Origin of the sequence: Labilibaculum sp. K2S (assembly GCF_030372765.1) — a bacterium.
Taxonomy (GTDB): domain Bacteria; phylum Bacteroidota; class Bacteroidia; order Bacteroidales; family Marinifilaceae; genus Labilibaculum.
On record NZ_JAUCMW010000018.1, the window covers coordinates 45,508 to 71,215 of the forward strand.

The following is a 25,708-nucleotide window of genomic DNA, read 5'->3' on the forward strand; positions in this document are numbered from 1 at the left end:
TATCGTTTTATTTTATAGTGTCAGTTCTAAAAGGAGATGCAGGCAGTCCTTCTTTATTGTATAAGTTAGCCCTAAAAAAATTGTCCCATCCATACCTTACATTTTCAATTTTATTTACCTGTTCTGATGATACAATTATCTTTTCCCCATTTATTGTCGCCTTGGCAGGATAAAAAACACCATTGGAAGATGCTGCCGTGAAACCTTTTATGGAATCGTTGGAACACATTAGTCCTCCGTTGGTGAAATCAAAAGATAGTGTGGCTTCATTGTTATTTGTTTTTATGGATACAAACCTTGGTCCCGAATAGGGTATTTTCTTTTTGTATGTTTTTGCCAGAGCCCAGCTTGCCAAACGTTCTCCTGGAATTTGTTTGTTACGTGGGTGAATATCAATTGAATCTCCGGCATCGGTTATCACTACCATTCCTGTGTTGTTTACTGATTGCCATGTTTTTAACTGAGCTTCACGAATTTGTGGCGGTTGTTTGTAGTGGGGTGCAATTTGTACAAAGTAAAAAGGCATTTCCGGCTGATGCCATTCAGTGCGCCAACTTTCAATCATTTTGGTAAACACATGCTGATAATCATTGTATCTGATAGAATTGGATTCGCCCTGATACCAAACTACACCTTTTATGAAATAGTTAATAATAGGATGGATCATTCCGTTCCATAATGTTGAAAGAGCCTTGTTGTGATAAATACCTTTGGGCTTGGATGGTTTCTTTATTTTTTCATCGGTATTAGCAGAAGCTAATTTGGCGACTTCCAGCTCATAGTTTTTTAGGTTTGTTTCGTATTTCTTTAGGTCTTGCGGATAATGATCTCTGGAAGAATAAAACTCGTTAATTAATGCAGTATAAACAGAATCATGTTCCATCACTTCCATTTTTGTCCATGCTTCGGCAGGAGTTCCCCCCCATGTAGATTGAATTAAACCTATTGGAACGTTCAGGTTTTGGTAAAGTTTACGTCCGAAAAAGTAGCCAACAGCAGAAAACGTTTTTACAGATTCACTATTGCAAATTTCCCAATGTCCATTACAGCTATCCAATTCATGCTCGGGCGATAATTTTTGATCGATATGAAATAATCTGATTTCGGGATAATTGGCTTCTTGAATAACTTCCACATAGTTAATAACCCCTGTTTGCCATCTTAGTATTTTAGCTACCGGAAAATCCATGTTTGATTGTCCGGAGCATAACCATACTTCGCCAATTAATACATTTTTAATAACAATGGTATTTTCACCTTTTATGGTAATGGTTTGGTTTACTGATGCTTTTGGTGTTTTTATTATAAGACTCCATTTTTCATCTTTGCCACTTGTGGTAAAGTAGTTTTTTCCCCAACTGGTGTTTATATTTATTTTTTCTCCAAATGAGGCTTTGCCCCACAATTTAACTTCTGATTGTTGCTGCAATACCATATTATCTGAAATAATTGCCGGCAAAAACACTTTTGCTGAAGTACTAAAGAATACAAAAAGCAAAAGAAAAGTGCATAATAAACTGTATTTCATATGTCTCAATTTGTTTTTTATTGCCACATGGAACTCGCCAATTTAGTCATCCTCGTGTGTGAGAAAAGTCTTCTCATGGCTCGTTTCATCTGTTTATAATTTTAAGTTTTTGTCAGATGGTCCCGAAAGCTTTCGGGATTACCAAGCTGGAATAATCATTTCCCTGTGTGTAGAAAGCTTTATACATGGACATTTCATCTATTTAAATTTATTTTTCAATGATCAAATAATAGATCGTTGGATATTTGTCTCTGTGGTATTTATTTTAATAAAGTGATTCCCATTAATCCGATCACAACATCGTTTGCCAGGCTTTCCAAGCTTATGCTTTGCAATTCTTTGGATGAATTTAAAGGCAAATCAATGAAAATGCCCGCCCCTCCTTCTATTTCTCTTCCATCTACTTCGTCTTTGTTTATCCCTAATTCATCGCCCAAATTCCTGCTAACAATTCCCGTTTTAAAAGCTATTCGGTATGGAGCTGGTCGTTCCAAAGCAAAAGCGTGATCATCTACATACAAATCCTGCTCTATTGGCAACCAATTATCCGGATTGACTAAATTCAATTCTTCGTGAGTGCCATCAGTATAATAAACTTTTATGAGTCCATTTGGTATATAACATTGCATGTGGTTTGTGCTCCCAGCCATCATGAAATACGCATGTTGCACCTTTCCTGATAATGGAATCTCAACTTTCGTTGGATAATTATCCCACAAACTGGTAAAAACAATGTTTTTCGTTTCTAAATCACAAATCGTGCGAAACGGAACATGAAATGGTGTGTTGAATACATTATTTTTAGCAGAAGCTCTAAGCCCGCTGTCATCAATTTCTGCGGTATGAGTTGGATGGCACCATTCGCCAATTCCCTGTGTTGGAATTTGCAAAGTGGTATAAGGCGATCTTGGAGATAAATATTTTTGCTTAAATATATCAGTTACCGATGCATTAAAAAATTGATCCATATTCACCATTTTATAATTACCTGAATTTGCTTTCACATTCCAATTAGTGATTGTTTTTTCAAATAAACATTTGTCATCATTCCGAATTTGAAGACGATTACTGCCAAATACAGCACAACTATCTGGAATATTAACTAAAGCTGATGTTTGTCCCGCTTTTACTGATAACGGAATTGAAAACTGATTTACCATCACATTGCCCGAAAATAAGTTGTTGCTATTGTTGGTGATTGAAAAGGCCAGTTCTTCATCTTCGGCATTGTAAGAAATATCAAATGCATCTTTAATTTCAATATTTACCGGTTCCCACCATTTCATTTGACCTTGTTCCAATTGTACAAACAGGCTTCGGTTTCCAACTTCACCCACTAACTTTCCCGTAATGGATTGAGATTTCACAGATGCCTGATTCAATACCTTTTGGGGATCGTAAACAGCAGTAATTTTATTTGATGTGCTAAATTTCCATTGATCATCAACCACTCCAAATGCTTTATAATCTGAAATTTTAAGTGCTTTACCTTCCCAAATAATTTGAATCTGCGCACTATCTTTTAACTCAGCATTAATTTGAATCAAAGGACTTCCAATGTTTTCGACAAGCGACCATGACATTGATTCACCATTTACCAAAACCTCTGAAATCTGGTCGCTTACAGCCAACACTTTTAATTCCAGATTTATCTTTTCAGCCAGTTTATTTCTGATCAAGTAAGTATCCGTTTCTTCTTCCCTATCGAATTTCAAAGTAATATCAGCAGTAGCTATACTTGCATGCTCCCATCCGGAAGGAAATCCGGGACGAAGCTCCAGTCGGTCGTTTAATAAATCCGGATGAATTCCAAATAACCCTTCTACCAATACTCTGGAATACATTCCAACAGGATCACCAAAATCGCGGTAGCATTCTCCGCGGGCTTTATCGTAATAACTAATTTGTCCGATATTACCGGGACTGCTTCCCAAATACATTCCATCTAAAACAGAGCTTTTGAACAGTTTAAAACCTTCATCGTATCTGCCTGCCTGCCAATAAGAAAGTGCGGTATGAGCCACCTCGGCAAAAGCCACATTATTAATAGACCAAGAATATGGAAACCAATGAGTTGTAGAAATTGTTTCGTAATTGATCCCATCGTTCAATCCCTTAGCTTGAACGGGAATGTGAGGAATTTCAGTGTCGATATACCTTGTGGCCTGATAAGCCTGAAATATATCTGATACATCAGAATCCAAGGCATGATAAATTGTCCAAACGCCAGCATTAGGGTGAATATTTTTATTCCCCATAAAGTCAATGTATTCTGCCCACCATCCTTTTTTAGGTAACCAAAGTTTTGAATTTATGGCTTTTATAATTTTTTCAGACTCAGCTATGTATGGTTGTGGATCTTCACCTATTTTTGAGGCTATTAATGCGGCCATTTTATTGGATCTGTAATTGTATGCAGATGAATGTGTTACTGCACCGCTGTTGTAATATAGTGCATCGCTGGCCCATATACTGGCGTAAGCATCGTAAAGACCATCGTTATCAGGATCAAAATTTAATTTTTCCCATTTCAAATGTCGTTTAATTACCGGCCATATTTTAGTGGCATAATCCCAATCTCCTGTCCAGTTCAAATGCCAAAGCAACTCATCAATATAAGACAGGTTCATATCGTAATGATGCATTTTTGTTGTTTGGTTTGGATTTCGGCAAATGTAACCGTTGCTATACATAGGTGTACCCCATATTTTTGCAGCTCGTGCTAAATTTAGTGTAGTATCTTGTGCAGGATGAGGAATCAAGGGTTCTATATTTGTTACCTGCGAAGCAGCATAATTATCGAAATGCTGCCGGGCTTTTTGATGCCAGCCAACACAATCCCCAACATAAGCAGCCCGCCAGCCATTAAGCGGCATCCTCCAGCCAATGGCTCCATGCATCCAGCAATTGTCCCAAATGGCATCGGCAGCAGTACTCAATACACCTCCCAATGGATTAATAAACACATCGGGTGTTTCTATTTGAACTGCATTTGCAATTTCTTTTCTTCTTGCTTCTGCCTGATCGAACAATCTCGTTAAATCACTATAATTTAAAGCCTTATCACTCTTCAACTGAATACACACAAACTTTTTCACCGAATTTTCCAACGGTACTTTTGCCACCAAAACAGATTTATTATCAGACACTTTAGAGTTCCAAACCTGCATGGGAGAATCTAAAAAGAACGGAGATCCTGTTTTTAGCTTTGAATCTGCAGGAAAACAAGCTTCAATAGATCTGGGGTTTTTAGTGTTCTGTCCATAATCCAACGAAAAACAGTTCTTATAAATACGATAATCATTGCCTAAACAATCATCAGCATGCAAAGCAAAACAATCCGGTTTATCCACACCAAGATCCCCATTTCTCGAAAAGCGTTTATTGCTTGCCCCTCCATACATCAATAAAAGTTCGGTACCTTCAGGGATGTTCTCTGTTTCAATTTTCATGATCATTCCATCCGCATCAAATAAAGCCAAAACAGTAAGTTTAATGATGCCATTATTGATAAAAGGATCCTGTATTTCGTAGATTCGACATCCCGGATAATAAGTACTTTTAATTTGAGAAGCACTATTTAACCAGATGCTGTTTTGCTTATCAGCAATTCCCAATTGAAGGTTTCCACCCATGTTTGGCATAAAAAAACCAAATTCCGGTACATCACCGGTCTCTAGACGAAACGCACTGTGTCCTCCATACAATGCACGATTGAACTTCTTATCCCCGTTAAGGATAACAAAACCATCCTTATCCGGTTGGTATCGAAGTTCCCTTTCCAATTTATTATTTGCATCAGGTTTATACTGAGCTGTTGCACAGATAAATGAAAGGGATAATATTGCTGTTAAGAATAATCTCATTTAATTTTTTTTGTGTTTTCATTCCTGATTAAGGCATTACCGCCAAATCCTCCCATACCACATTCCAGGTTCCATCTTTAGGAAATCCGGGAGTGCCAATTGTATTGTTATCCCATCCGGCACACATCATGGCAACAGCAGTTAACAAGCCACCATTACCAGGCAGATAAACCCTTAAACGATCATCCTGATAATTATGACCATTGATTAAATAAGTGTTGGTTCGTTTGTCCATTAACAAAGCTTCCACTGCTTTTTCAGGTTCTCCCAATCTAGCCGCACACATTGCTACCATAGGATAATCCCATCCCCATGTTTCATCCCAATTCCATTTATCTAAAATCCAATTAAGGGTGTTTTTCATATCCTCCGGTCTTACCAATTTGCATTGAGGCAAAATTCCCAAAGCACCTAATACGGCAGGATGATCGGAAGTGAAACGGATATCTTCATATGTATCTGTTGCATCTTCTGCTGCCAGATACAAACCATCCTTTTCGGCTAATGACGATAATTTATCTATTATATCATCCCATTTTTCATTTCTTTTTTCGCCTAGTCTTTCACGCCACTTTTGGGCAACTGATAGGGCATAATGCCAATAAGACAACTCGAATGGCGGATTAATAGTTTCTGAAGCCCGTAATGATTCCTGTGCAGGAATAATTCCTTTCAGAACATACCTGTCTCTCTTCTCATCATAAGTGGCAAACGAAGCCATAAATTCAGCTGTTGCATTCACCAGCTCTTTATACTTGGTAAGCACTTCTTCCGAAGGATGACTGCGGTATACCAGCTCGCTCATGTAAATAAAATGAGGTTGTTGCCAAATTAAAAACGAACCTACCGAAGACGGTGCTTCAGTGGCGGAAGGATCGGTCATTTTCATCCAGCGAACACCATCAAAACCTTGTCGTTCGGCTATTTTTTTTGCTGCAGGATAAGCTTTCGAATACCAATCCAGACTTCTCTCCAATAAATCAGTTCGATTCCATAATGCAAATTGAACAGCATGCCACCAATGCATTTCCAAATGAAATTTACCGAACCAACTATTATAGGTTAAACCTGTTTCCTGTGGAGGAATACTTCCGGCACACTGTATGGCCATTAAATATTGAGATAAAATTACGCGTCGTTCTAATTCTGATGCTCGTTTATCGGTACATTTCGAAAAATCAACAGCACCACCGTTTTTCCAGAATGATTGCCAATATTCAGATGCTTTCGCCAGCACATTGTCTAAAGTATCTTCATTATCATTAGGTTTCTCTTTCGAATAGGTACATGTAAATGAAAATTGATCACTGTTTGGCGATAACACAAAATAATGAGGAGCTTTTTCATCCATCTGCGCCTTTCCTTCCCATTTAACTTTCACAAAATAACAGTCATTATCCAATGTTCGTTTCAACAGACAAAATCCATCACCTTGAGAAACAACTTCTGTTTTGTGTTTTTCGGGTACATCCCAATTGCTGGCATCATCTGAATGGTTTCCTGTTGGGTAAGGAAATTTAAAATTGATTTTTAATTGAGCCTTTCCAATAAGTGCTGATGATATTTGTGCCTCCACTTCATCTTTTGACGGATGACAGGCTGTCTTCACCAAAACGGAATCAGAATCCAGTTTGAATTGACTAAGCAGTAAACCATCCCACAATTTCAATTCCTGATGAATATCAGTTACATCTTCAGGACTAACTGCACTTCCATCTTGATGACTTAATTCCAATCCGATATAGCCTAAATGTAAACGATGCGGATTTTTCCTGAACCAGTTAGCTACATCATGAGCTCTTCCAGGAGTTTTACTTTGTACGGCATACAACTCATCTTTTCCTCTAAAATTGTAGGTTTTTAAGGATTCTTCCGACTTATAATTATTGGGATTAAGAAAACTATGCCATCCCCATTGCGATTGAGTTCCTAAAGGAACCCCGTTTTTATAGTTGTTTGGAAATGTCTGCAATCCTGTGGCATCTGCCGTAAAAGCAAAATTTCCATTCCCAACCGATAAAGAACTTAATTCGTCAATTTTGGTTACGACTGGATTATTTCGTGTTACCAGTTCGTACCGGTTTATTTTTTCAGACACTTTATTTTGGCAGGCAAGTAAGGCCAAACAGGCTATTCCGATTAATAAGAATTGTTTCATAATAGAGTAGATTCTATATAATTTATAGATTTAATTTTCATCATTTACTGAAAAAAATACGTTTTGATTTTGATATAGATATGGAAACTCAAATCTAAGACATGAAGATAATGCGTCGTATGAAGGATTGTACAAATCCCTGTAATTTTGTACTGGGTATATCGTATAGTCTAAATGAATTATCATGTTGCATTGAATAAATAATCAGACTTATACGGGAAAATGATTTTCATAGCAGAAGAAGAAATAACACTCTTATAATAATAGTATTTTAAGACAATTACCACTGCCAGACGCTGATTGCCCAGCAATGGTAATTTTGATATTTCCCTAAACTAATTCTAAATTAATAATCTCATTAACAATAAATTAAATATCACGCAATTTAAAAACGAGAACCAAGCATCATTAATAAAGAGGATGTTGTTGCCCCTCTAATCCAGAATTCACATCAATCATATTTTGATTTAATGGTAATAGTTCTACTTTATTTTTTTCTAATCCTCTAAATAGAGATTCAATCCATATTTCATCTGTATTTAAAGCTTTTGAATTAGATAAATCATCATTTCCAAACATGTCCAGTACGCTATATCCCTGAGTTTTCAAATCTGCTATTTCAGTATCAGTTAATTCATTTTTATAACTCAAATAATTTACGGCAACAAGGGGATCTTCAAATTCTGTTGCTTCAATAGAATTATATACCCTATATCTGTCAGCATCCTGATAATATCCGGTATGGTTAGCTAATTTTATTAAATTTTGTTTCGTTTCTGTTAACGTTTCAAAAAGAATTCCCCAGCGAATCAGATCCGTTCTTCTTAAACTTTCAAATCCTAATTCCAGTTTTCGCTCATTTATAATCGCTTTTTTAAATTCATTGTAAGTTGATGGAATTTCACCAATTTTAGACTCATCATTGTTAAATGCTCTCATACGTACAGCTTTTAAAGCTTTTTCGGCTTCAATACCAGGTGAACTATGCAACTCATTTTCTGCTTCAGCATACATTAGCAAAACATCAGCATAGCGCAACATAGGCCAATTAATATCACGCTTATTCACTGCAACACCAATCTCTGCTTTCCAATCCACCCTAAATTTGCCTATGGTACAACCCGTATATGTACTTAGTTTTCGTTCATTACTCGAATTGATATCATAATTGCAGATCGTCACATCTCTTCTGGTATCCCCATCATTAAAATCGAACCAATAGGTGGGAATAGCATGCATAGCGGGTTTTACTTTTGAATACATGGCGTTAGGATGTGAATAAATTCCATTCGTATAACCTATAGAATATCCATTCACGTTAGATCCATATTGGCCTATTTCAAGCAAAGATTCAGAGTTATACCGACCATTAACTAAATCCCGAAAAATATCTTCATAGCTATTCACCAATTTATTTTCTTCTTTTAGAATAACTTTAGCACACGACTCTGAAGCTATTTTATAAAGCTCATTAATTCTCACTTGATCAGCTCTTTGAGCCAGTACTACCGATCCTGAAGAATACGATTCCAGATCCCACCTTAATGAATATCCTGCCCCATATAAAGCGGCTCTGGCCAGTATACCATAAGCTGCATTTTTTGAAAATCGTTCAGGGGTTGGATATACACCTTCACTTTGCCATGGAAGTAGTTCTGTTGCTTTTTGAAGATCCGAAATAACTCCATCCATAATGGTATCGCGACTTACTCTTGATGATGTAAACGTATCCATATCTTCAACAGGTTTTGTTGAATATGGCACATCACCAAAAAATCTGACAATATTCATAAAATTCATACCTCGTATGGCATATACTTCGCCCAACAAGTGATCAATACTTTTTTGGTCGGAAACAGAGCTCCCCTTTCGCATCGCTGTAAGCTTTTTTATACAAACATTAGCATATTCTATGCCCGTATACATCGCATTATATGTTGATGTTGGAATGTTAGAAGCATTATAAACATAATTTCCTATTTGATTTTTTGAATTGGTATCACCTTCACTTGATATGCACTCGTCAGTCCCCATCCCTAATTGGTAATACAATTCCCGGTTAAAAGTATTAGGATAACAGGCTAAAACTGCCATTTCGGCTCTGCTAACAGATTCAAAAACTGAATTACTATCGAATTTCGATTCCGAAGGCATATCTAACCAGTCTTCGCAGGAACTAAGTGTAAAACTCAGCAATAAAAGAATCATTATATAACTTATATTTATTGTTTTCATCTGTTTATATTTTTCATACAGTTGTCAGATGGAACTTACCATATAATCATCTCCCTGTGTGTAGAAAGCTTTATACATGGACGTTTCATCTGTTTATAATTTGTTTTCAATTGCCATATGATCCTGAAATCTTTCGGGATTACCATGCTGGAATAATCATCTTCCTGTGTTAAAATCACTTTGACATGGACGTTTCATATGATTAAAAATTAGTATCAAAATTCAAGTCTAAAAACACAAAACGAATAAATGAACACAAAAGCTCTCAGCTTTTTATTCTTTATCTTATGGATCCAGCTTAATCATGATCGTATAATTTAGAGAAACCTGATAACTTGGTAAATCTTACTATTCAACTCCCTTATTTACCCTTTCAGTTTAATCAACTTTACTTAAAAAGTAAGATTTAAACCCAAAACACAACTTTTTGCTCTTGGGTAAGCTGAATTATCAATACCTCTTGTTAACAAACTCGAAGTAGCAGATACTTCAGGATCGTATCCTGAGTATTTCGTGAACGTATGAATATTGTTTAAAGTGCAATAAAACCTAAGACTATTCACTTTCATTCGTTTTAAAATCTTAGTGGGTAAGGTATATCCCAGTGTAATGTTGTTTATCCGCAAAAAGGATCCATCTTCAATATAATAATCCAATGCATCGGTGATGGCTATTTTATTACTTGAGTTTAAACTCCACATAGCATCGCTATTGTGTTGTTGCGGATTAAGTGCTGCCAATTGCTGCAAATTTGTTGTTTCTTTTCCTGTCGAAGGATCTACTAATACAAAGCGGTCTGCCATAACAGATAATGAATTCTGATTCGGTAAATACGGACCAATGAATCGTTGTGAATTCATATTAAACACATCATTTCCATAGGAGAAACTCATAAATGCAGAAAAATCAAATCCTTTGTATTTAAAGGTATTTACTATACCTCCTGTAAAAATAGGCTCAGCATTACCAATTACTTTTCGATCATCCGTAGACCAAACAGGGTTTCCATCATCATCAGTGTTGCCTTCTGAAGTTTTGTATTTTACATCTCCAGGTTTTATTGAACTTCTTATTTTTCCTTTCAAACTAGGTACACCGTCATTTAAAGAATAAGATCCATCTGAATTTTGAGAAAAGTCATCTGTAGTATATATACCATCATACTGATAACCATAAAACTGACCTAACGGTTTACCAACTTCAATAAGAAAATCAATACGGGATCCATAATTTTGCTTAAAATAATCATCCTTATCATCACCGTATATTGCCAATACTTTCGATTTATTAAATGAAATATTGAAATCGGTTGTCCATCTAAAATTATCATTCTTAATATTAGTCGTATTTAGCACAAACTCATATCCTCTGTTTCGAATTGATCCAATATTTTGATATTGATAACTATAACCCGTTGAAGATGGTATTTTATTTTTTATCAGGAGATCATTTGACTTGTTATTATAGAACTCAGCAGTTAAATTTACTCTGCTATTAAAAAATGAAACATCCAGACCAATATTTGTAGATTTTGTGGTTTCCCATTTTAAATTTGGATTCCCTACAGTATTTCCAGGCTTTAAGCTTACAACCTGCTTGTTGTCAACAGCATAAAAACCAGACTGATAATCGGTAGCATACATATTATTACTAATATTGCAATTACCTGTAGTTCCATAACCAATACGTAATTTCAAATTATTAAGAACATCCATATTACTCATAAAAGACTCCTCTGAAACACGCCATGCTGCTGATACAGACGGGAAATACCCCCATTGTTTACCTTTTGAAAATTTAGAAGAACCATCACCCCGAATTGTTGCGGTTACTAAATACCTTTCATCAAAATTGTAGTTTAACCGGCTAAAAGCTGACACAAGTCCATTTGAGCTTTTCCCGGATGAATATGAATATACCTGACCAGCCATGCTGACATCATTTAATCCAAAGTTATTTTCAGGAAATTCATAGTAAGTGTTTTTTAGATCCATCGACTCAGAATAGTATGTTTCCTGTCCCAGTAACACATTGAATTTGTGAGCTCCTGTTGTTCCTTGCCATGTTAGAGTGTTGGTAATTTGCCAACTATATTTTTCGCTGTTGTCCCTATTCCCATAAGGACCTTTATTATTTTGAGCTGTTTTTGTACGTCCGTCATCCCAAGATTCGGATCTTACCTGTTGCCACAAATAACTACCGGCTGTTCTGAATTTAACATTCTTATTAATATCAATATCCAATGCGGCATTGGTGGTATACAAGCGTGTATACTTTGTCTTGGTAACTGCATCATTTGTAATTAAAGGATTGTAAATGTCGTATTGAGAATCAATATCCTGCATTTCATCACTAATATCCGTATTAATTAATTGATCATCGGTATACAATACACCTCCAGTGATTGGCTGTAAAATTGACATTTTCAATAAACCTCCTAAAGAACCTCCTCCTTCTAATTTTGTTCCTAAAAAGCTTGAGCTAAACGTAAGGTTAATTCCTTTTCTCAACTCGTGGTTGATTTTAGCCCTGATTCCATTTCGGCTATAACCTGATTTATCAACCAAACCATCCTGACTGGTATAATTATAACTCAACATATATTGGGTTTTTTCACCACTACCGCTAATGTTCAGGTTATGATTTGTCATTTTCGCTGTGCCACCAAAAACAACATCCTGCCAATTGATACCAGGGACAGAACCATATTGACCTTGAATGCGATCATAAGCACCGGTATAAAAGTTTCCATCGGAAGTATTGCCGCCATAAACATTAGCCCAGTTATTAATTTGTCCGTTTAAAGTTTGAAATTCATATTGATACTCAACGTATTCTTGTGTATTCAACAGATTTAACTCAGAACCCAGCTTTTCAAAACTAACGTAAGCATTGTAATTAACTTCTGTTTTTCCTTTTTTACCAGATTTAGTAGTAATAATAACTACACCATTCGAACCTCTTGCTCCATATATAGCAGTTGCAGAAGCATCTTTCATTACATCAATCGATTCAATATCATTAATATCGATATTTTTCAACCCATCATCCATTTGGAAACCATCCACAATATATAATGGAGAAGAGCCTTGAGTAATAGATGTGCCACCTCTTACAACAATATTAATATCTGCTCCGGGAGCACCACTTTGAGTAATCACACTCACCCCAGCTATTTTTCCTGTAATGGCTTGCGCGGCAGTAGTCACCGGAACCTGAACAAGCTCCTTCCCTCCCACAGAACTTACAGCGCCGGTTAAATCTTTTTTTCTAGCCGTACCGTAACCAATAACAACAACTTCATCCAATTCAGAAATCTCTTCTTTTAATTGAATATTAATAGTGGTGGCATCATTAACTACAATCGTTTGTGTAATTAAGCCAACAAATGAAAAAATTATTTTTGAATCTTTACCAGCAACCGTTATAGAATAATTACCATCAATATCAGAAAGAGTTCCATTTGACGTCCCCTCCTCAATAATAGTCACGCCCGGTATGGTAGTAACTCCGTCTGTAACGTTTCCGGAAACAGTAATTTGAGAGATGGCATTAAAACTAAATCCATACAAGATGATAATTAAAACCAACCACCGTTTCACAATACGTGTTTTGTTTGTGTGCTTTTTCATAGAAATGCTATTTTATAAACTTATTTTAAGTGGATAAAAAATTATCTTTTTATTTATATCCATCAAAACTACGATCAGGAGTATCTGTATCAAATACACTATTGTCCAAATCACTATAATATTGTGCATACCAAACAGTACATGCCAATACAACACACTATAGATGTGCAACTTAAATAATAGATGTATTACTTATTGTACATCAATGGTTCAAACAGAAAAACAGGGTGAATAGGATGAATTAATGGAAGTATATCCATCAAAATGATAATAAATAAATCTATTTTTATCATCAATAGATTAGCTTAAATCCAAAACATGACTATTTTTACAAGCCTAATAAATATCAATCAGTGAAAACTCATTCAATCCAATTATCTTTATAATCGTATAATTAGAATCTGTTTGTAAAAACAATATTTACATTCCGTTTGTTACGATAAAAACCTTTCACCTGAACTTTATAAACAAAATCCAACTCGTGTCAATAAACACGAATAAAAGATCATACGTTTATGGAAGCGCGTAAATTGAAGATTTAGCCAAAAATGAAAACCAATCAACAATGAACATTAAATATTTTTTTCTTAGTTGCTTTTTATTTACCATTCTAAATGTGAGTGCTGAAAAATCTTTCAGGATACAAAATCTAACCACTAAAGATGGTTTATCACAAAACACCATTAGTTGCATTCTTCAGGATAAACAAGGATTTTTATGGTTTGGATCATTAAATGGTTTAAATAAGTACGATGGAGATGAGTTTACTGCTCTTCAACCAAGCTATAAACAGACCACCACATTATCCGACAGCAGAATAAAAAATATACACGAAGACAAATTTGGGTATCTATGGATACAAACCAATATAGATCATATAAATTGCTATAATCCTCAATCAGAAAGCTTTATTAGTCTTCATTCTTCAAATAATCAATATTCAAATATTTACTTTGCTCAATCAGGAGATGTTTGGCTTTGGGGAAATAAAAACGATTATATCAAGCTTACTCACACCCCAAAAGGACTAGAATCCGAGTCCTTTGGAAATAATTCATTAGGCTCTGGTACGGTTAATTTTATTTCAGAAGTGAAATCCGGAGAAATATGGATTGGGACACACAACAAACTATTCTGCTTTAAAGACAAGCAATTGAAGCTACTCATTGAAAACTCTAATTTTCATTCTATTATTGAAAATGGTGCTTTTGTTTATATTTTTACCGATAACAACAAAATGTACAAAATAGATAAAGAATCGCATAAAATAACCAATGAGGTAAGCCTTCATTTTCCTATCCACAATTCGCTGCACAACACAGCACTTCTTTCCTTAAACAATATACTCATCACCACCCAAGAGGAAAGCTATGTTTTGAATACGCAAACGTTACAAATCCACTTGGCAAATTCACTTTTTCAAGGTCAATCGCTTAAAAATGCCTTTACCCAAATGGATAACAAAAATCATATCTGGGTTTATAACAAAAGCGGCGTTATTTGGCAATACAATTCTGAGCAACATCGCTTTAAGCCTTTTGAGTTAATTCCACCATCCATTATTTCCAATATCGACATGGAGCGTTATTCAATTTATCACGATTCAAAAGATATGATTTGGATATCAACCTATGGAAATGGTTTGTTCGCTATTCAACAAAAAAACAATGAAATATTTCATTTAAAACATCATAAAAATGAGTTTGATGGACTTCGAACAAATTTTTTACTATCCATTACTGAAGACCGCAGTGGAAATATCTGGTTAGGAACAGAATATGCCGGGATATCAAAAATAAATTTAATTGAAAACAAGTATCAATCATTTTATCCCGGACACAAATCATCAAGTGATGAGGATAATATAGTGAGGCTAATTTATGAAGATGAAAAAGAGAATGTTTGGTTGGGCACCAAAAGCGGACAATTATATATCTACGACAAATTTTTTTCGTTGATAGCCAAGCATCAGATTAAAGGCGGAATGCCTTATATCCTTGCAACAGATACGAAAGGAAATAAATGGATCGGAACAAAAGGAAAGGGATTATTAATATTTGATAATAACTGCTTTACAAGCTATAAGACTTACAAGAAAGAGCTTATTAATTTGGATTTGCAGGCGGATAAAATATATGCCATCTGCAAAGACTCTAAAGGAAGAATGTGGCTGGGAACATTTGGATTTGGCCTTCTTTTAGCCAAAGAGCACAATGGCACATTGGAACTAATCGATTTTCCGGAGTTAAGAAAGAAACAAACCAGAATCCGAACCATTATTCAGGATAAAAACGGTCAAATGTGGCTGGGTGGAAATAATGGCTTACTTACCTTTGATCCTGATTCCATACTACAGGATCAATCAAAATTTAGTCATTATCAGTTTAACAACAGAGATGATGCTTCACTAAGCAATAATGAAGTAAAAACAATATTTGAAGACAGCAAAGGTACTTTATGGATCGGCACATCAGGAGGTGGCTTAAATAAAATTATCAAAAGAGAAAATAAGCATTTACAATTTGAGCATTTTACAACAAAACAAGGACTCGTAAATGATATCATACAAGGCATTCAGGAAGATGAAAACCACAACCTGTGGATTAGTACCGAAAGTGGTATCTCGTTATTCTTTCCTGAAGAAAATCATTTCGAAAATTATTCATTGTCATCCAAATGGGAAGGAGATCTATTTTGTGAATCAGCCATTTGTAAAAACAAAAACGGAGCAATCTATTTAGGTAGTTATGATGGTTTTTATACCCTTCAGCCTGACAGTATCAAAAATCATTCAAACTCAGAACCAATTATTCTTACCGAACTTTTTATTAACGGGACTAAAATCTTGCCTGAAGGTAAAACATCTCCCTTATCCCAATCCATATCTTCAACCAAAGAAATCAATCTTAAGCACAATCAACATTCCTTCACCATTCAATTTGCGATATTAAATTATCAGAATACGAACAGATACACCTACATACTGGATGGCTTTGAAACGCAATGGAACCCATCAACTCAGCACAACCAGGCAACCTACCGAAACATACCGCCTGGTAAATATATATTTAGGGTAAAAGGAAGTAACCACATGGGGATGTGGGGTGAAAATGAAACAAAACTTTTGATTACCATCGAACAACCCATTTGGCGTTCAACTAAAGCCATCATATTCTATTTTATTTTGGTGATTGTTATTGGAGCAATTGCTCTCAAAATAAACAGAAAAATATACCATTTGAATGCAGCTATTCAATTCGAACATCAATTAAGCGAATACAAAATTCGGTTCATTACAAATATTTCGCATGAATTTCGTACGCCTTTAACCATTATTCGAAGCACAATTGAAAATTTAATGGTACAAAAAGATATGGCGGAAAGTATCAAAAAACACTTGCTCTTCCTCGATAAAAGCTCAAGAAGACTATTAAGACTGACCAACCAATTTCTTGAATACAGGAAGATCCAGAACGAGCAGGCTAAACTTGAATGCGAACCAACTGACGTTGTCGCTTTTTTTGAAGATATTTTTTCCACCTTTGAAGAACTGGCCGAAAGAAAAATGTTGTCTTTTGATTTTGTATCCAATCTTCCCTCATTTGTTATGCAATTGGATAAAGAGAAGATGGAAAAAGTAGCCTACAACTTATTATCCAATGCATTTAAATTCGTTAACAGGAAAGGGAAAATAAGTTTCCTTCTCAATATTAATCAAGAGTTAAATACCTTTAGCATTAGTGTTTCGGATAACGGCAAAGGAGTACCAAAAAAAGAGCAGGGATTGTTGTTTACACGATTTAAACAGATTTCACCATCCGAATCTGGCATTGGTATCGGTTTAAATTTATCCTACGAAATAATAAAACTACATGATGGCAACATTCAATACACCGAAACTCCAGGTGGAGGAGCAACTTTTATTGCATCTATACCAATTATAGGTAATACCGAAACAAAAGTAATCCACCATCAGCAACAGGTTTTGCAGCCAACCAATCCTGAAATAATAGAATTGGAAAGCAGTTCCTTAATTACTTTGTCAGAAAAAGAATTAGAGCGGTATAAGAATTTTAAAGTATTAGTGATTGAAGATGATCCTGATGTTTCCGATTATTTAAATGACTTTTTGCAACAATATTTTAAAGTGATTGTTGCTGTAAACGGTCTTGATGGAATAAACAAATGTAGTCTGGTGAATCCTCAATTAATTATTTGTGATGCGATGATGCCTAAAATGGATGGTTTTCAGGTTATTAAACGAATAAAATCCGATTTTCAAACCTGTCATATTCCCATTGTGATGTTAACAGCTTATGTTAGTTCTCCTTACCAACTTAAGGGAATTACAGCTGGAGCTGATGCCTATATCACGAAACCTTTTAACTCTCAGTATTTGATCATGCGTATGGTGAAATTATTAGAGCAAAGACATACCTTGCAGCAAAAATACGCCATGGAACCTGGCGTAAGCTCCTTACCAAATTTTGCTGTTAATAAGGACAATGAATTTATAAAAGAACTGAATTTGATCATAAAACAAAACATTTCTAATACAGATTTTTCAATTAATGAATTTCATGAGAAAATGTCGATGGGAAGAACCATATTTTACAAAAAAGTAAAAGGTCTAACCGGTTTCACTCCTAATGATTACATCAGAGTTATTCGAATGAAAGAAGCCGCAAAATTATTAACTACCACTAAGCTTAATGTGTCGGAAGTTGCCTATAAAGTAGGAAGTAGTAATCCTTTTTATTTTAGTAAATGTTTTAAACAACAATTTGGGGTATCTCCTTCTGTCTATATTAAAAATGGAAGTGCTAAAAGTTAGTTTTAGAATAATAACAGAGCATAAACACAATTAATATTGAGCCAACAGAATATGCTTGACAATGCTATTTTGATGCTCTGTTTATATTAAACGTTCCACGGCAGTACCGAAAATAATTAGTAATTTTAACAGCTTATAATTTAAGATCTTTTATAGTAAAAAAACAGGATCCAATTTAGTTAAAGTGTAATTTTTAATCACAACATAATTTCATATGAAACGTCCATGCCAAAGCAATTTTGACACACAAGGGGATGATTATTCCAGCATGGTAAGTTCCATATAGCAAATAAAAACAAATTATAATCATATGAAATCACCAATCTTATCCATTGTACTATTTACAATGATCAGCGGTTCTACAATAGGACAAAACCTAACTGATGCCAGCTTATTTCTTAGAAGCGACTCTGTTTACACCAATATGATTCAGGAAGAATCCGGTGACTTATACAAAAAAATAGGACATCATGGACCTGCTGTTGAAAATGAATGGATGGCACTTCGCTTGTATTTTAATAATAAAGCTACTTCGATTGATGTTTACAACAAACAAAAAAAAGGTCTTGAATTAAAAAATGCCAAATGGTATCCTTCCGAAAAAGAACAGAAAAAAGGTATGGGTGCCGATTATTATAAAGTTGGTTCTACTGTAGGCCTTGGAGGTGTTCGCCTTTGGGATGGAGAAAATGTAGTGCTTTTAGCTCCTGTTTCGAATCGTATTGCCACCGTTAAAAAGGAAGCCACTTATTCTCAAATGGAAATGTTATCAAAAGATGTTCCATACAAAGGAAAAAAAATAGATGTATTGGTTCGGGTAACCGCTTACACCGGTATTCGGGAAATGAGAGTGGAGGCTTTTGCTTTTACAGATGAGGATGTTCAGTTTGTTACCGGAATTAACTACCACAAAGGACAAAAAGTTGAAAAAGCCGATAATTATATGATTGCATGGGGATATCATCCTGAGGATGTGGCTGCAGAAAAAATTGAGGTAGGATCGGCAATAATGATTAATCCAGATGATTATCAGGACAGAAAAGATGATGGAAAACAACAACTTTACATCTCGAAACCAACAAAATATTTAAGCACTTGGGTAACCTCCACTATTGAAAAAGATAAAAAAATGGGAACCTTTGAAAAATTCAAAGCATACGTAGTTAAAACTGCAAAATAAATTCTACAAGTAAGGGGCCGTAAAGCCCCTTATTTTTTTCCTTTTACAACAAAAAGATTGTTATTCCTTTTCAAGTATCGATTTTATCGTATCCGCCCAAATTTGATATCCTTTCTCGGTCGGATGACAATAATCCCCAGCCATTTCTTTTGTCAGAATTCCATCCTGCGTTACTAATCTCGGACCAATATCCACTAGTTTAATATTGTTTTTCTGTGCAAACTGTTCCAGTTTAATATTGATTTTATTAATTAACTGTCGTCTCGGATGATCAGGTTTTTCTTCCCTTGGAAAAACAGACATTAAGATGATTTTAGCTCCTGGAACTTTAGATCGAACTCGTGAGTATACGGCAGCAATCCCCTCCACAATTTCGTCAGCCGTATTTACCCGGGCATTAGATGTCTGACTGGTATTATTTGTACCTATATGAATGATTACAGTCCGGGGATGCAAGCCATCCAATTCTCCATGATCCAAACGCCACAAAACATTCTGCGTGCGATCCCAGCCAAATCCCAAATTTAAAACCCGGTATTTGCTAAACAGATTGTTCCATGAAATAGGACCATTGGATTTTCGTGCTCTGCCATCAGCGTGTTTTAAATCAGGTTTGCCTCCCCAAAAATGAGTGATCGAATTACCAATTAAAACAATTTCAGGATTGATTGAGTCTTTAATTGCCAGCACATCATTGTGTCTGTCCCACCAATTGTAACTGTCTTGTTCTAATTTTGAAACCGGCACAACTGCCGTGTTACTGTTAATTTCAGTATCCAATACCTTGTCGTTCATCAATTGCGACAACAATGGTTCCATTGATTGAGCCCACAATTTGGCTCCCAGAGGCGTAGGATGCAACCAGTCAGACATCAACTCATGTTTGATTGAACCATCCAAATTTAGAAACAGATGGTTTACATCACAATAGAATACATGCTTCTGGTCACTTAACTTAGAAATTAGATCAGCCGATCTGTCGAGAATGGCACGATGAGAAGTTGGATTGGGACCATCATAACTGCCAGGAAATGGTCTCAAAAGCACAATCCTGGTTTCAGGCAAACGGGATCTAATTTCTTTTACAATTGCTTCAATACCTCCTGCCACTTGCGATGCGGTATGCCGGGTAGGATAATGCTTTTCATCCACGTTGTTTGTACCTACTTCGAGTATAATCGCCTTAGGAGATTGTCCTTTAAGTATTCCCTTTTGAATATTCCATAAAATATTTTCGGTTCGATACCCGCTAAAACCAAGATTAATGGCATTTCTTGGAGCAAAAAACTGATTCCATACCTCTTGGTATTGTGTCTTTTCAAAATTGTTAATGATCGAATTGCCCATCAATATCAAATCATATTTATTGTGTGCTATCAATTTCAGCTTTTCAGCCAAACGCCCCTTATTATAGCCCTCGGTTGGTATTGTTGCTGGATTAGCATCCGTTTTAACCAATATTTTACCGGTTTCAAGAGAATTTTGAATAAAATGCTTCAATTGAAATTCTTCGGCTGTTGGATTGATATTTTTTCCCGCCAGGTAAATACTGTCTTTTACAACCTTCAACACGGCATGCCCATCATAACCAATCCATGTTTTATAATAATCGACGCTCCTTGTTTTGTTTTCTACTTGATCGTTTTCATTTACCAGCAAAAACAAATCAGATTCTGGATTTGTGGGAGGCATAATTGTTGGATATACAGTGCCAGTCATGCATTCATCCATATCGACTGGTGAAATAAGAATTAACTTTTCGGGTTGCTCGCCCTTATTCAATCTCTCGACTGCCTTTGCTGCAAGATTAGCTCCGGCAGAAAAACCAATAAGAACCTTTGGAAAACTACTAAGACCTAAATTTCCAAAATTATTTTTTAAATATTGATAAGCATTTAACACATCATTCTCAGCAAGGTTTTGAATGTTGGGTTTTGTCCCGATATGATAATCAAGTACTACAACATCATATGCCTTTTTAGTAAGGAAACGAGCCACTTTGATGCCTTCCTGTTTGGTATGTATGATACTAAAATCACCTCCCGGCACTACTAAAACTGTTCCGTTAGATATTTTTGAACGCGTCCGAAAAAGTCGGAGCATCGGCTTGTTCAAATGATGAATAATTCCATCCTTCTCAATTCTATTTACTTGTAAAATTTTTTCGCCTGATATCAATAGAAATTTAGAATTTTCTCTATTCTGCCCAACTTCCTGAGCCATAATCCCCTCTCCTATAAATAGAAGAACAGTCATTAAAATAAGAATACAAAAGCATGGAACAGAGCTATTTCTATATTTTTTCATTGGTGAATTATTTAGTTGTATTTGAGCGTTTTACAAAAAAACTCTGATCGAAGATCATGCGGTAGAAATGAATGTACTCCTTTTTTTTGGTATTCAAAATGAACAAACCACCTCTTCAAACATTCTTTGTTAAAGTATATTTGTCGAAATTAATTAAGTTCTTTTGTAGCAAGGCATCCCCACAGGAATAATTAAAGCACCTTATTTTTCTTTCGTAAATTTCACATGAATACTATCCGCAAATACACATCCTTTATAAAGAACCTGCAACTGAACTTTAATCGGTTGATCTGCCGAATAATCTTTCGCCTTTAGAGTAAGCGACCTGTCTGAATTTATCTCAGCCCCGTTTACTGTCCAAGTATACTCATCGTAATCGTAGCCGGCATCCAAAGTGTAAGTTTCCTGCGAACACGTAATTGTATCAAGAATAATTCGCTGAGCTTCATGGTAGCGGACATTCATGCCATTGGCTTTTCCATCCTTGGCTTTACCCGATTTAGAATGTGCTCCACGTTGAAGCTGGTATTCATTGTTCCAAAATTTCCCTAAATCAGATCCCAAATAAAAACCTGGTTGTGTAGGTTGGTTGTAGCTTATGTTTTGATCAGCCACGCTAAGTCGGTAGATATGATCACTCAGCAAGGTGTGAAAACGATAAGGAGTGCTGTAATTGGTCATGTACAAACGAAGTTCTTTGTTATCTTTTGTTCGCACCAGAATTTCTTCACGCCAATCTCCCACAATGTCGGCTTGAAGACAAGGATTCCCTTTTGTCCAGTTATTGCCGGTTAAGTCTTCACTAAACGGGATTGGTAAATTTATTACACCATCCCCAGTCCATTTTGTGATGCCAACAAATTCGCGGCCAGTAACACTCGATCCATCCAGCAATTCACGGTTTAAATCACCATCCCACCAAATGCCCATATTAATGGATGGAGTGTTTGCGGTAATAAATTTTCCATTGGCTGTATAAACGCCTCCTGAATGAGTCGTCCATAATTCACAGCCTTTAAATCGAGGATCAATATCAGCGGCCATGGCTCTTCCCACATCTTCGAAGGAAGGAATCCCCCAAATATACTCCCCCGTACAGGCATCACGTAATTCTGATCCGGCCTTGGTTGGAACATGTTCATGGCAATCCCAGATTTCGAGTCCCGGACGTTCGATATCGATATCTGTTAAATGCAAAGCATCACCATGCCCCAACAAAGTATTGTAGCCTCCGGTACCATCTGCATTAATCAAACAAGCTCCATAGGTAATTTCATCTTTACCATCTCCATTTACATCCCCAATACTTAAATTGTGATTTCCTTGTCCTTCAAAACTTTTGTATTTACCCTGATTATCGGTTGTGCTAAAATGCCAACGCCGTGTTAATTTTCCATCCCGGTAATCCCATGCTTCCAATACAGCTTTTTCGTAATAGCCCCTGCAAATAAGTATGCTCGGCCTCAATCCATCAAAATACCCAACTCCCCCTAAAAAACGATCTACCCGATTACCGGTTATATCACCAAAATCATTTGGAGCTCCTCTGCAAATGTAGTCAGCTCGAGCCAGCTCTTTCCCTGTTGCCCCTTCTATTACTGAAAAAAATTCGGGTCCGGTAATTATTTTGCCATAGGTTCGCGAGCTGGAATCCCGATCCACATAATCACTTACTCCATCATTATTTACGTCACCAATAACCTGACCGTCTCCAAATTGAGTTCCTTCAGCTGTTTTAACTGCAATCTCAGCCTTTCCATCCCCATCAAAATCGTATGCCATCATTTGAGTATAATGAGCACCTTGCCGGATATTAATTCCCAGATTAACACGCCATAAAAAAGTCCCGTCAAGTTTGTAAGCTTCGAGCAACGGGCCTCCGTTACACACGCCGTTGTGCGAATTATCATGACCGCTATTTTCACGTTTTAGTACAATGTCCAATTCTCCGTCTCCATCCAAATCGGCCACAGTTGCATCGTTGGGACTGTATTGCCATAAACTGTCGCCGGGAAATGCTTGTATTGGAATTGATAAGTATGGATGATCGGCCATTTGCGGACTTAGCACAAAAGAAGCAAGCATTCGCTGTGTTTTAGCATCTTTTAAAACATAGGTTGTTGAAGTTTTTGTATTTACCAAACTATCTTTTACAAAGGTACTTGCAACTATTGGAGTTGCATTAAGCTTACGCCCTTTTTCATTCTTATTGATGCGATAAAGGTCAAACTGAGTTCCGGCTTTATCTTTTGGAAGAAATCTCCAGCTTACCGCTACAATTCCATTTCCCTGATGAATGGCAACTAATCCTCTCCCCAAATTTTCCTTTTGAATAGATGGAGCATAATTTGGTCCTTTTACTATTTGGGAAGGTGTTTTTGTGCAACAGGATTGCAGCACACCACAAAGAATCAGAATAAGAATTTTATCTGCAAACGAACCTAATGAATTAAACATGTTGTATCAAATTATATCGCAACTGCTTACTAAAGGGCTGCAATGGTGTTTACGATTACTGAAATATCATTTTTAGTGAGCTTCGAATGGATTTTCTACCAAGTTGCCATCTACTCTTACGCGATCAACATCGCAATTTTCCACATCATCCAACACAAATAGGGGACGACCATCCTTTTGCTCAAAATAAAATCTGATATTCTCGAAAAATATGTTTTTAGCATGCCTCACATAAAAACCTGAGGCTGGAATTGTTCCAAACATCCAAGGTTCCGGATATGTTTTCTCACTTTCAGGAGGTACAATTTTTCCATCTTCTGCAGTATAAGCACCTTTAAAATGAATGTTGATATTAGAGAATGAGATTTCTTCAACCTGATGTCCGGGTACGCCACTAATAATATTTGAGAATTGTGAATCGGCATTGAACACATTCACATTGCTGATTTGAACTCTTTGCAATTTTCCAACGGGAGTGCCTTTCGGACTGCGCTGACGTGCCCCCAAGCGAATGAAAAACGGAGAATTGCCCACATTTCGCATGGTAATATTCGAAACCACCACATCTTCGAGCCAGCCACCGTCAACAGCTTCAATGGCCAAACCTCTGCTTCGTTCGAAAATACAATTGGTGATGACAATATTTTTAAAACCTCCACTCGATTCGGTTCCTAATTTTATGCGTCCCGTATTTGAACCATGATCGGGTGCTACTGCCTCATCGGTTTCCCACTTAGCAGTTAATACAGATCCTTTGTCGTAACCAGAAACAAAACAACCATTGATGCTTACATTCTCCGTATCTTTAAAATATCCCAAAGCATAGCTCGATTTTAAAACAATGGCATCGTCCCATGGGCAATTTACACTGCAATCTGAAATACGTACGTTTTTACAGCAATCAATATCAAAACCATCACGATTGGTATCTACTTTAAGATTGAGTACGTGCAAATTATCTACTCCTGTTGCCAAAATGGCAAAATGACCGCAGTTCAGCATCGCCACATCCTTCACAGTAATGTTATGACACTCCTTAAACGACAATGCTTTATTTCCAACTCCTGCCAGCCGGCTTTCTTCTCGTGTTAAACCTTGTCCGTTAATTAATCCATTGCCGCAAATCGTTATATCGTGCTCACCTATTGCCCAAAACAGCGAGTTTTTCCAGTGGCTATGTCCAAAATCCTGAAAAGGATTATCGGGATTTGGTTCTGCTTCGTCGTAGCCTTCATTTTCTTTTGGAAAAGTAGCTAAAACTGTAGCACCCGATTCAATTTGAATGGTAATATTACTTTGCAATCGTATGGAATAGCAGGCATATGTACCTGCAGGAACATAAATGGTTCCTCCTCCATTTTGAGTCGCCTCTTCAATAGCGCTGTTAATAGCGGGAGAATCAATGGTAACACCATCTCCCTTAGCTCCAAAATCTTTAATATTATAAGTTTCGGCCTTTAAAGAGATACCATATAGTAATGCAATAAGCAGGAATAATTGTCGCATATTTT

The 25,708-nt window shown here is 36.2% G+C and carries 10 protein-coding genes; 2 read left to right on the plus strand and 8 right to left on the minus strand.

Going from position 1 to position 25,708, the window contains the following annotated elements:
- Positions 1-7 precede the first annotated feature (7 nt).
- The 5 genes from QUH73_RS16620 to QUH73_RS16640 all read right to left on the minus strand — a co-directional run bounded on the left by QUH73_RS16620 (position 8) and on the right by QUH73_RS16640 (position 13,419).
- Positions 8-1,528 carry a sialate O-acetylesterase gene (locus QUH73_RS16620; RefSeq protein ID WP_289531562.1) on the minus strand — a complete coding sequence of 507 codons (1,521 nt, stop codon included), beginning with the start codon at positions 1,526-1,528 and terminating at the stop codon, positions 8-10.
- A 260-nt stretch (positions 1,529-1,788) separates the two neighbouring features.
- Positions 1,789-5,394: a DUF4450 domain-containing protein gene (locus tag QUH73_RS16625; protein WP_289531563.1), complete on the minus strand. Its 3,606-nt coding sequence runs from the start codon at positions 5,392-5,394 to the stop codon at positions 1,789-1,791.
- Positions 5,395-5,422: 28 nt separating this feature from the next.
- Positions 5,423-7,552 carry a hypothetical protein gene (locus QUH73_RS16630; RefSeq protein ID WP_289531564.1) on the minus strand — a complete coding sequence of 710 codons (2,130 nt, stop codon included), beginning with the start codon at positions 7,550-7,552 and terminating at the stop codon, positions 5,423-5,425.
- A gap of 408 nt (positions 7,553-7,960) precedes the next feature.
- Positions 7,961-9,787, minus strand: a complete 1,827-nt coding sequence (locus tag QUH73_RS16635) for a RagB/SusD family nutrient uptake outer membrane protein (RefSeq protein WP_289531565.1) — start codon at positions 9,785-9,787, stop codon at positions 7,961-7,963.
- 392 nt (positions 9,788-10,179) lie between these two features.
- Positions 10,180-13,419, minus strand: a complete 3,240-nt coding sequence (locus tag QUH73_RS16640; RefSeq protein ID WP_289531566.1) for a SusC/RagA family TonB-linked outer membrane protein — start codon at positions 13,417-13,419, stop codon at positions 10,180-10,182.
- 565 nt (positions 13,420-13,984) lie between these two features.
- On the opposite strand from QUH73_RS16640, the gene QUH73_RS16645 reads away from it, so the two are divergent.
- Together QUH73_RS16645 and QUH73_RS16650 are read left to right on the plus strand one after the other, a co-directional pair.
- Positions 13,985-18,253 carry a hybrid sensor histidine kinase/response regulator gene (locus QUH73_RS16645; RefSeq protein WP_289531567.1) on the plus strand — a complete coding sequence of 1,423 codons (4,269 nt, stop codon included), beginning with the start codon at positions 13,985-13,987 and terminating at the stop codon, positions 18,251-18,253.
- A gap of 310 nt (positions 18,254-18,563) precedes the next feature.
- Positions 18,564-19,433, plus strand: coding sequence for a DUF4861 family protein (locus QUH73_RS16650; protein WP_289531568.1), 870 nt, complete (start codon positions 18,564-18,566; stop codon positions 19,431-19,433).
- A 60-nt stretch (positions 19,434-19,493) separates the two neighbouring features.
- Here the strand turns inward: QUH73_RS16650 and QUH73_RS16655 are convergent, their stop codons facing one another.
- The 3 genes from QUH73_RS16655 to QUH73_RS16665 form a co-directional block, all read right to left on the minus strand.
- Positions 19,494-21,740 carry a GDSL-type esterase/lipase family protein gene (locus QUH73_RS16655; RefSeq protein WP_289531569.1) on the minus strand — a complete coding sequence of 749 codons (2,247 nt, stop codon included), beginning with the start codon at positions 21,738-21,740 and terminating at the stop codon, positions 19,494-19,496.
- A gap of 201 nt (positions 21,741-21,941) precedes the next feature.
- The gene (locus QUH73_RS16660) at positions 21,942-24,197 is read right to left on the minus strand and encodes a rhamnogalacturonan lyase (RefSeq protein WP_289531570.1); all 2,256 of its coding nucleotides are present in this window, start codon (positions 24,195-24,197) and stop codon (positions 21,942-21,944) included.
- Positions 24,198-24,269: 72 nt separating this feature from the next.
- Positions 24,270-25,703, minus strand: coding sequence for a rhamnogalacturonidase (locus QUH73_RS16665; RefSeq protein WP_289531571.1), 1,434 nt, complete (start codon positions 25,701-25,703; stop codon positions 24,270-24,272).
- Between the last annotated feature and the right edge of the window lie 5 nt (positions 25,704-25,708).

Bases quoted from the DNA above. Each gene is read 5' to 3' on its own strand.
- QUH73_RS16620 (WP_289531562.1), bottom strand. From the start codon at position 1,528: ATGAAATACAGTTTATTATGCACTTTTCTTTTGCTTTTTGTATTCTTT.
- QUH73_RS16625 (WP_289531563.1), bottom strand. From the start codon at position 5,394: ATGAGATTATTCTTAACAGCAATATTATCCCTTTCATTTATCTGTGCA.
- QUH73_RS16630 (WP_289531564.1), bottom strand. From the start codon at position 7,552: ATGAAACAATTCTTATTAATCGGAATAGCCTGTTTGGCCTTACTTGCC.
- QUH73_RS16635 (WP_289531565.1), bottom strand. From the start codon at position 9,787: ATGAAAACAATAAATATAAGTTATATAATGATTCTTTTATTGCTGAGT.
- QUH73_RS16640 (WP_289531566.1), bottom strand. From the start codon at position 13,419: ATGAAAAAGCACACAAACAAAACACGTATTGTGAAACGGTGGTTGGTT.
- QUH73_RS16645 (WP_289531567.1), top strand. From the start codon at position 13,985: ATGAACATTAAATATTTTTTTCTTAGTTGCTTTTTATTTACCATTCTA.
- QUH73_RS16650 (WP_289531568.1), top strand. From the start codon at position 18,564: ATGAAATCACCAATCTTATCCATTGTACTATTTACAATGATCAGCGGT.
- QUH73_RS16655 (WP_289531569.1), bottom strand. From the start codon at position 21,740: ATGAAAAAATATAGAAATAGCTCTGTTCCATGCTTTTGTATTCTTATT.
- QUH73_RS16660 (WP_289531570.1), bottom strand. From the start codon at position 24,197: ATGTTTAATTCATTAGGTTCGTTTGCAGATAAAATTCTTATTCTGATT.
- QUH73_RS16665 (WP_289531571.1), bottom strand. From the start codon at position 25,703: ATGCGACAATTATTCCTGCTTATTGCATTACTATATGGTATCTCTTTA.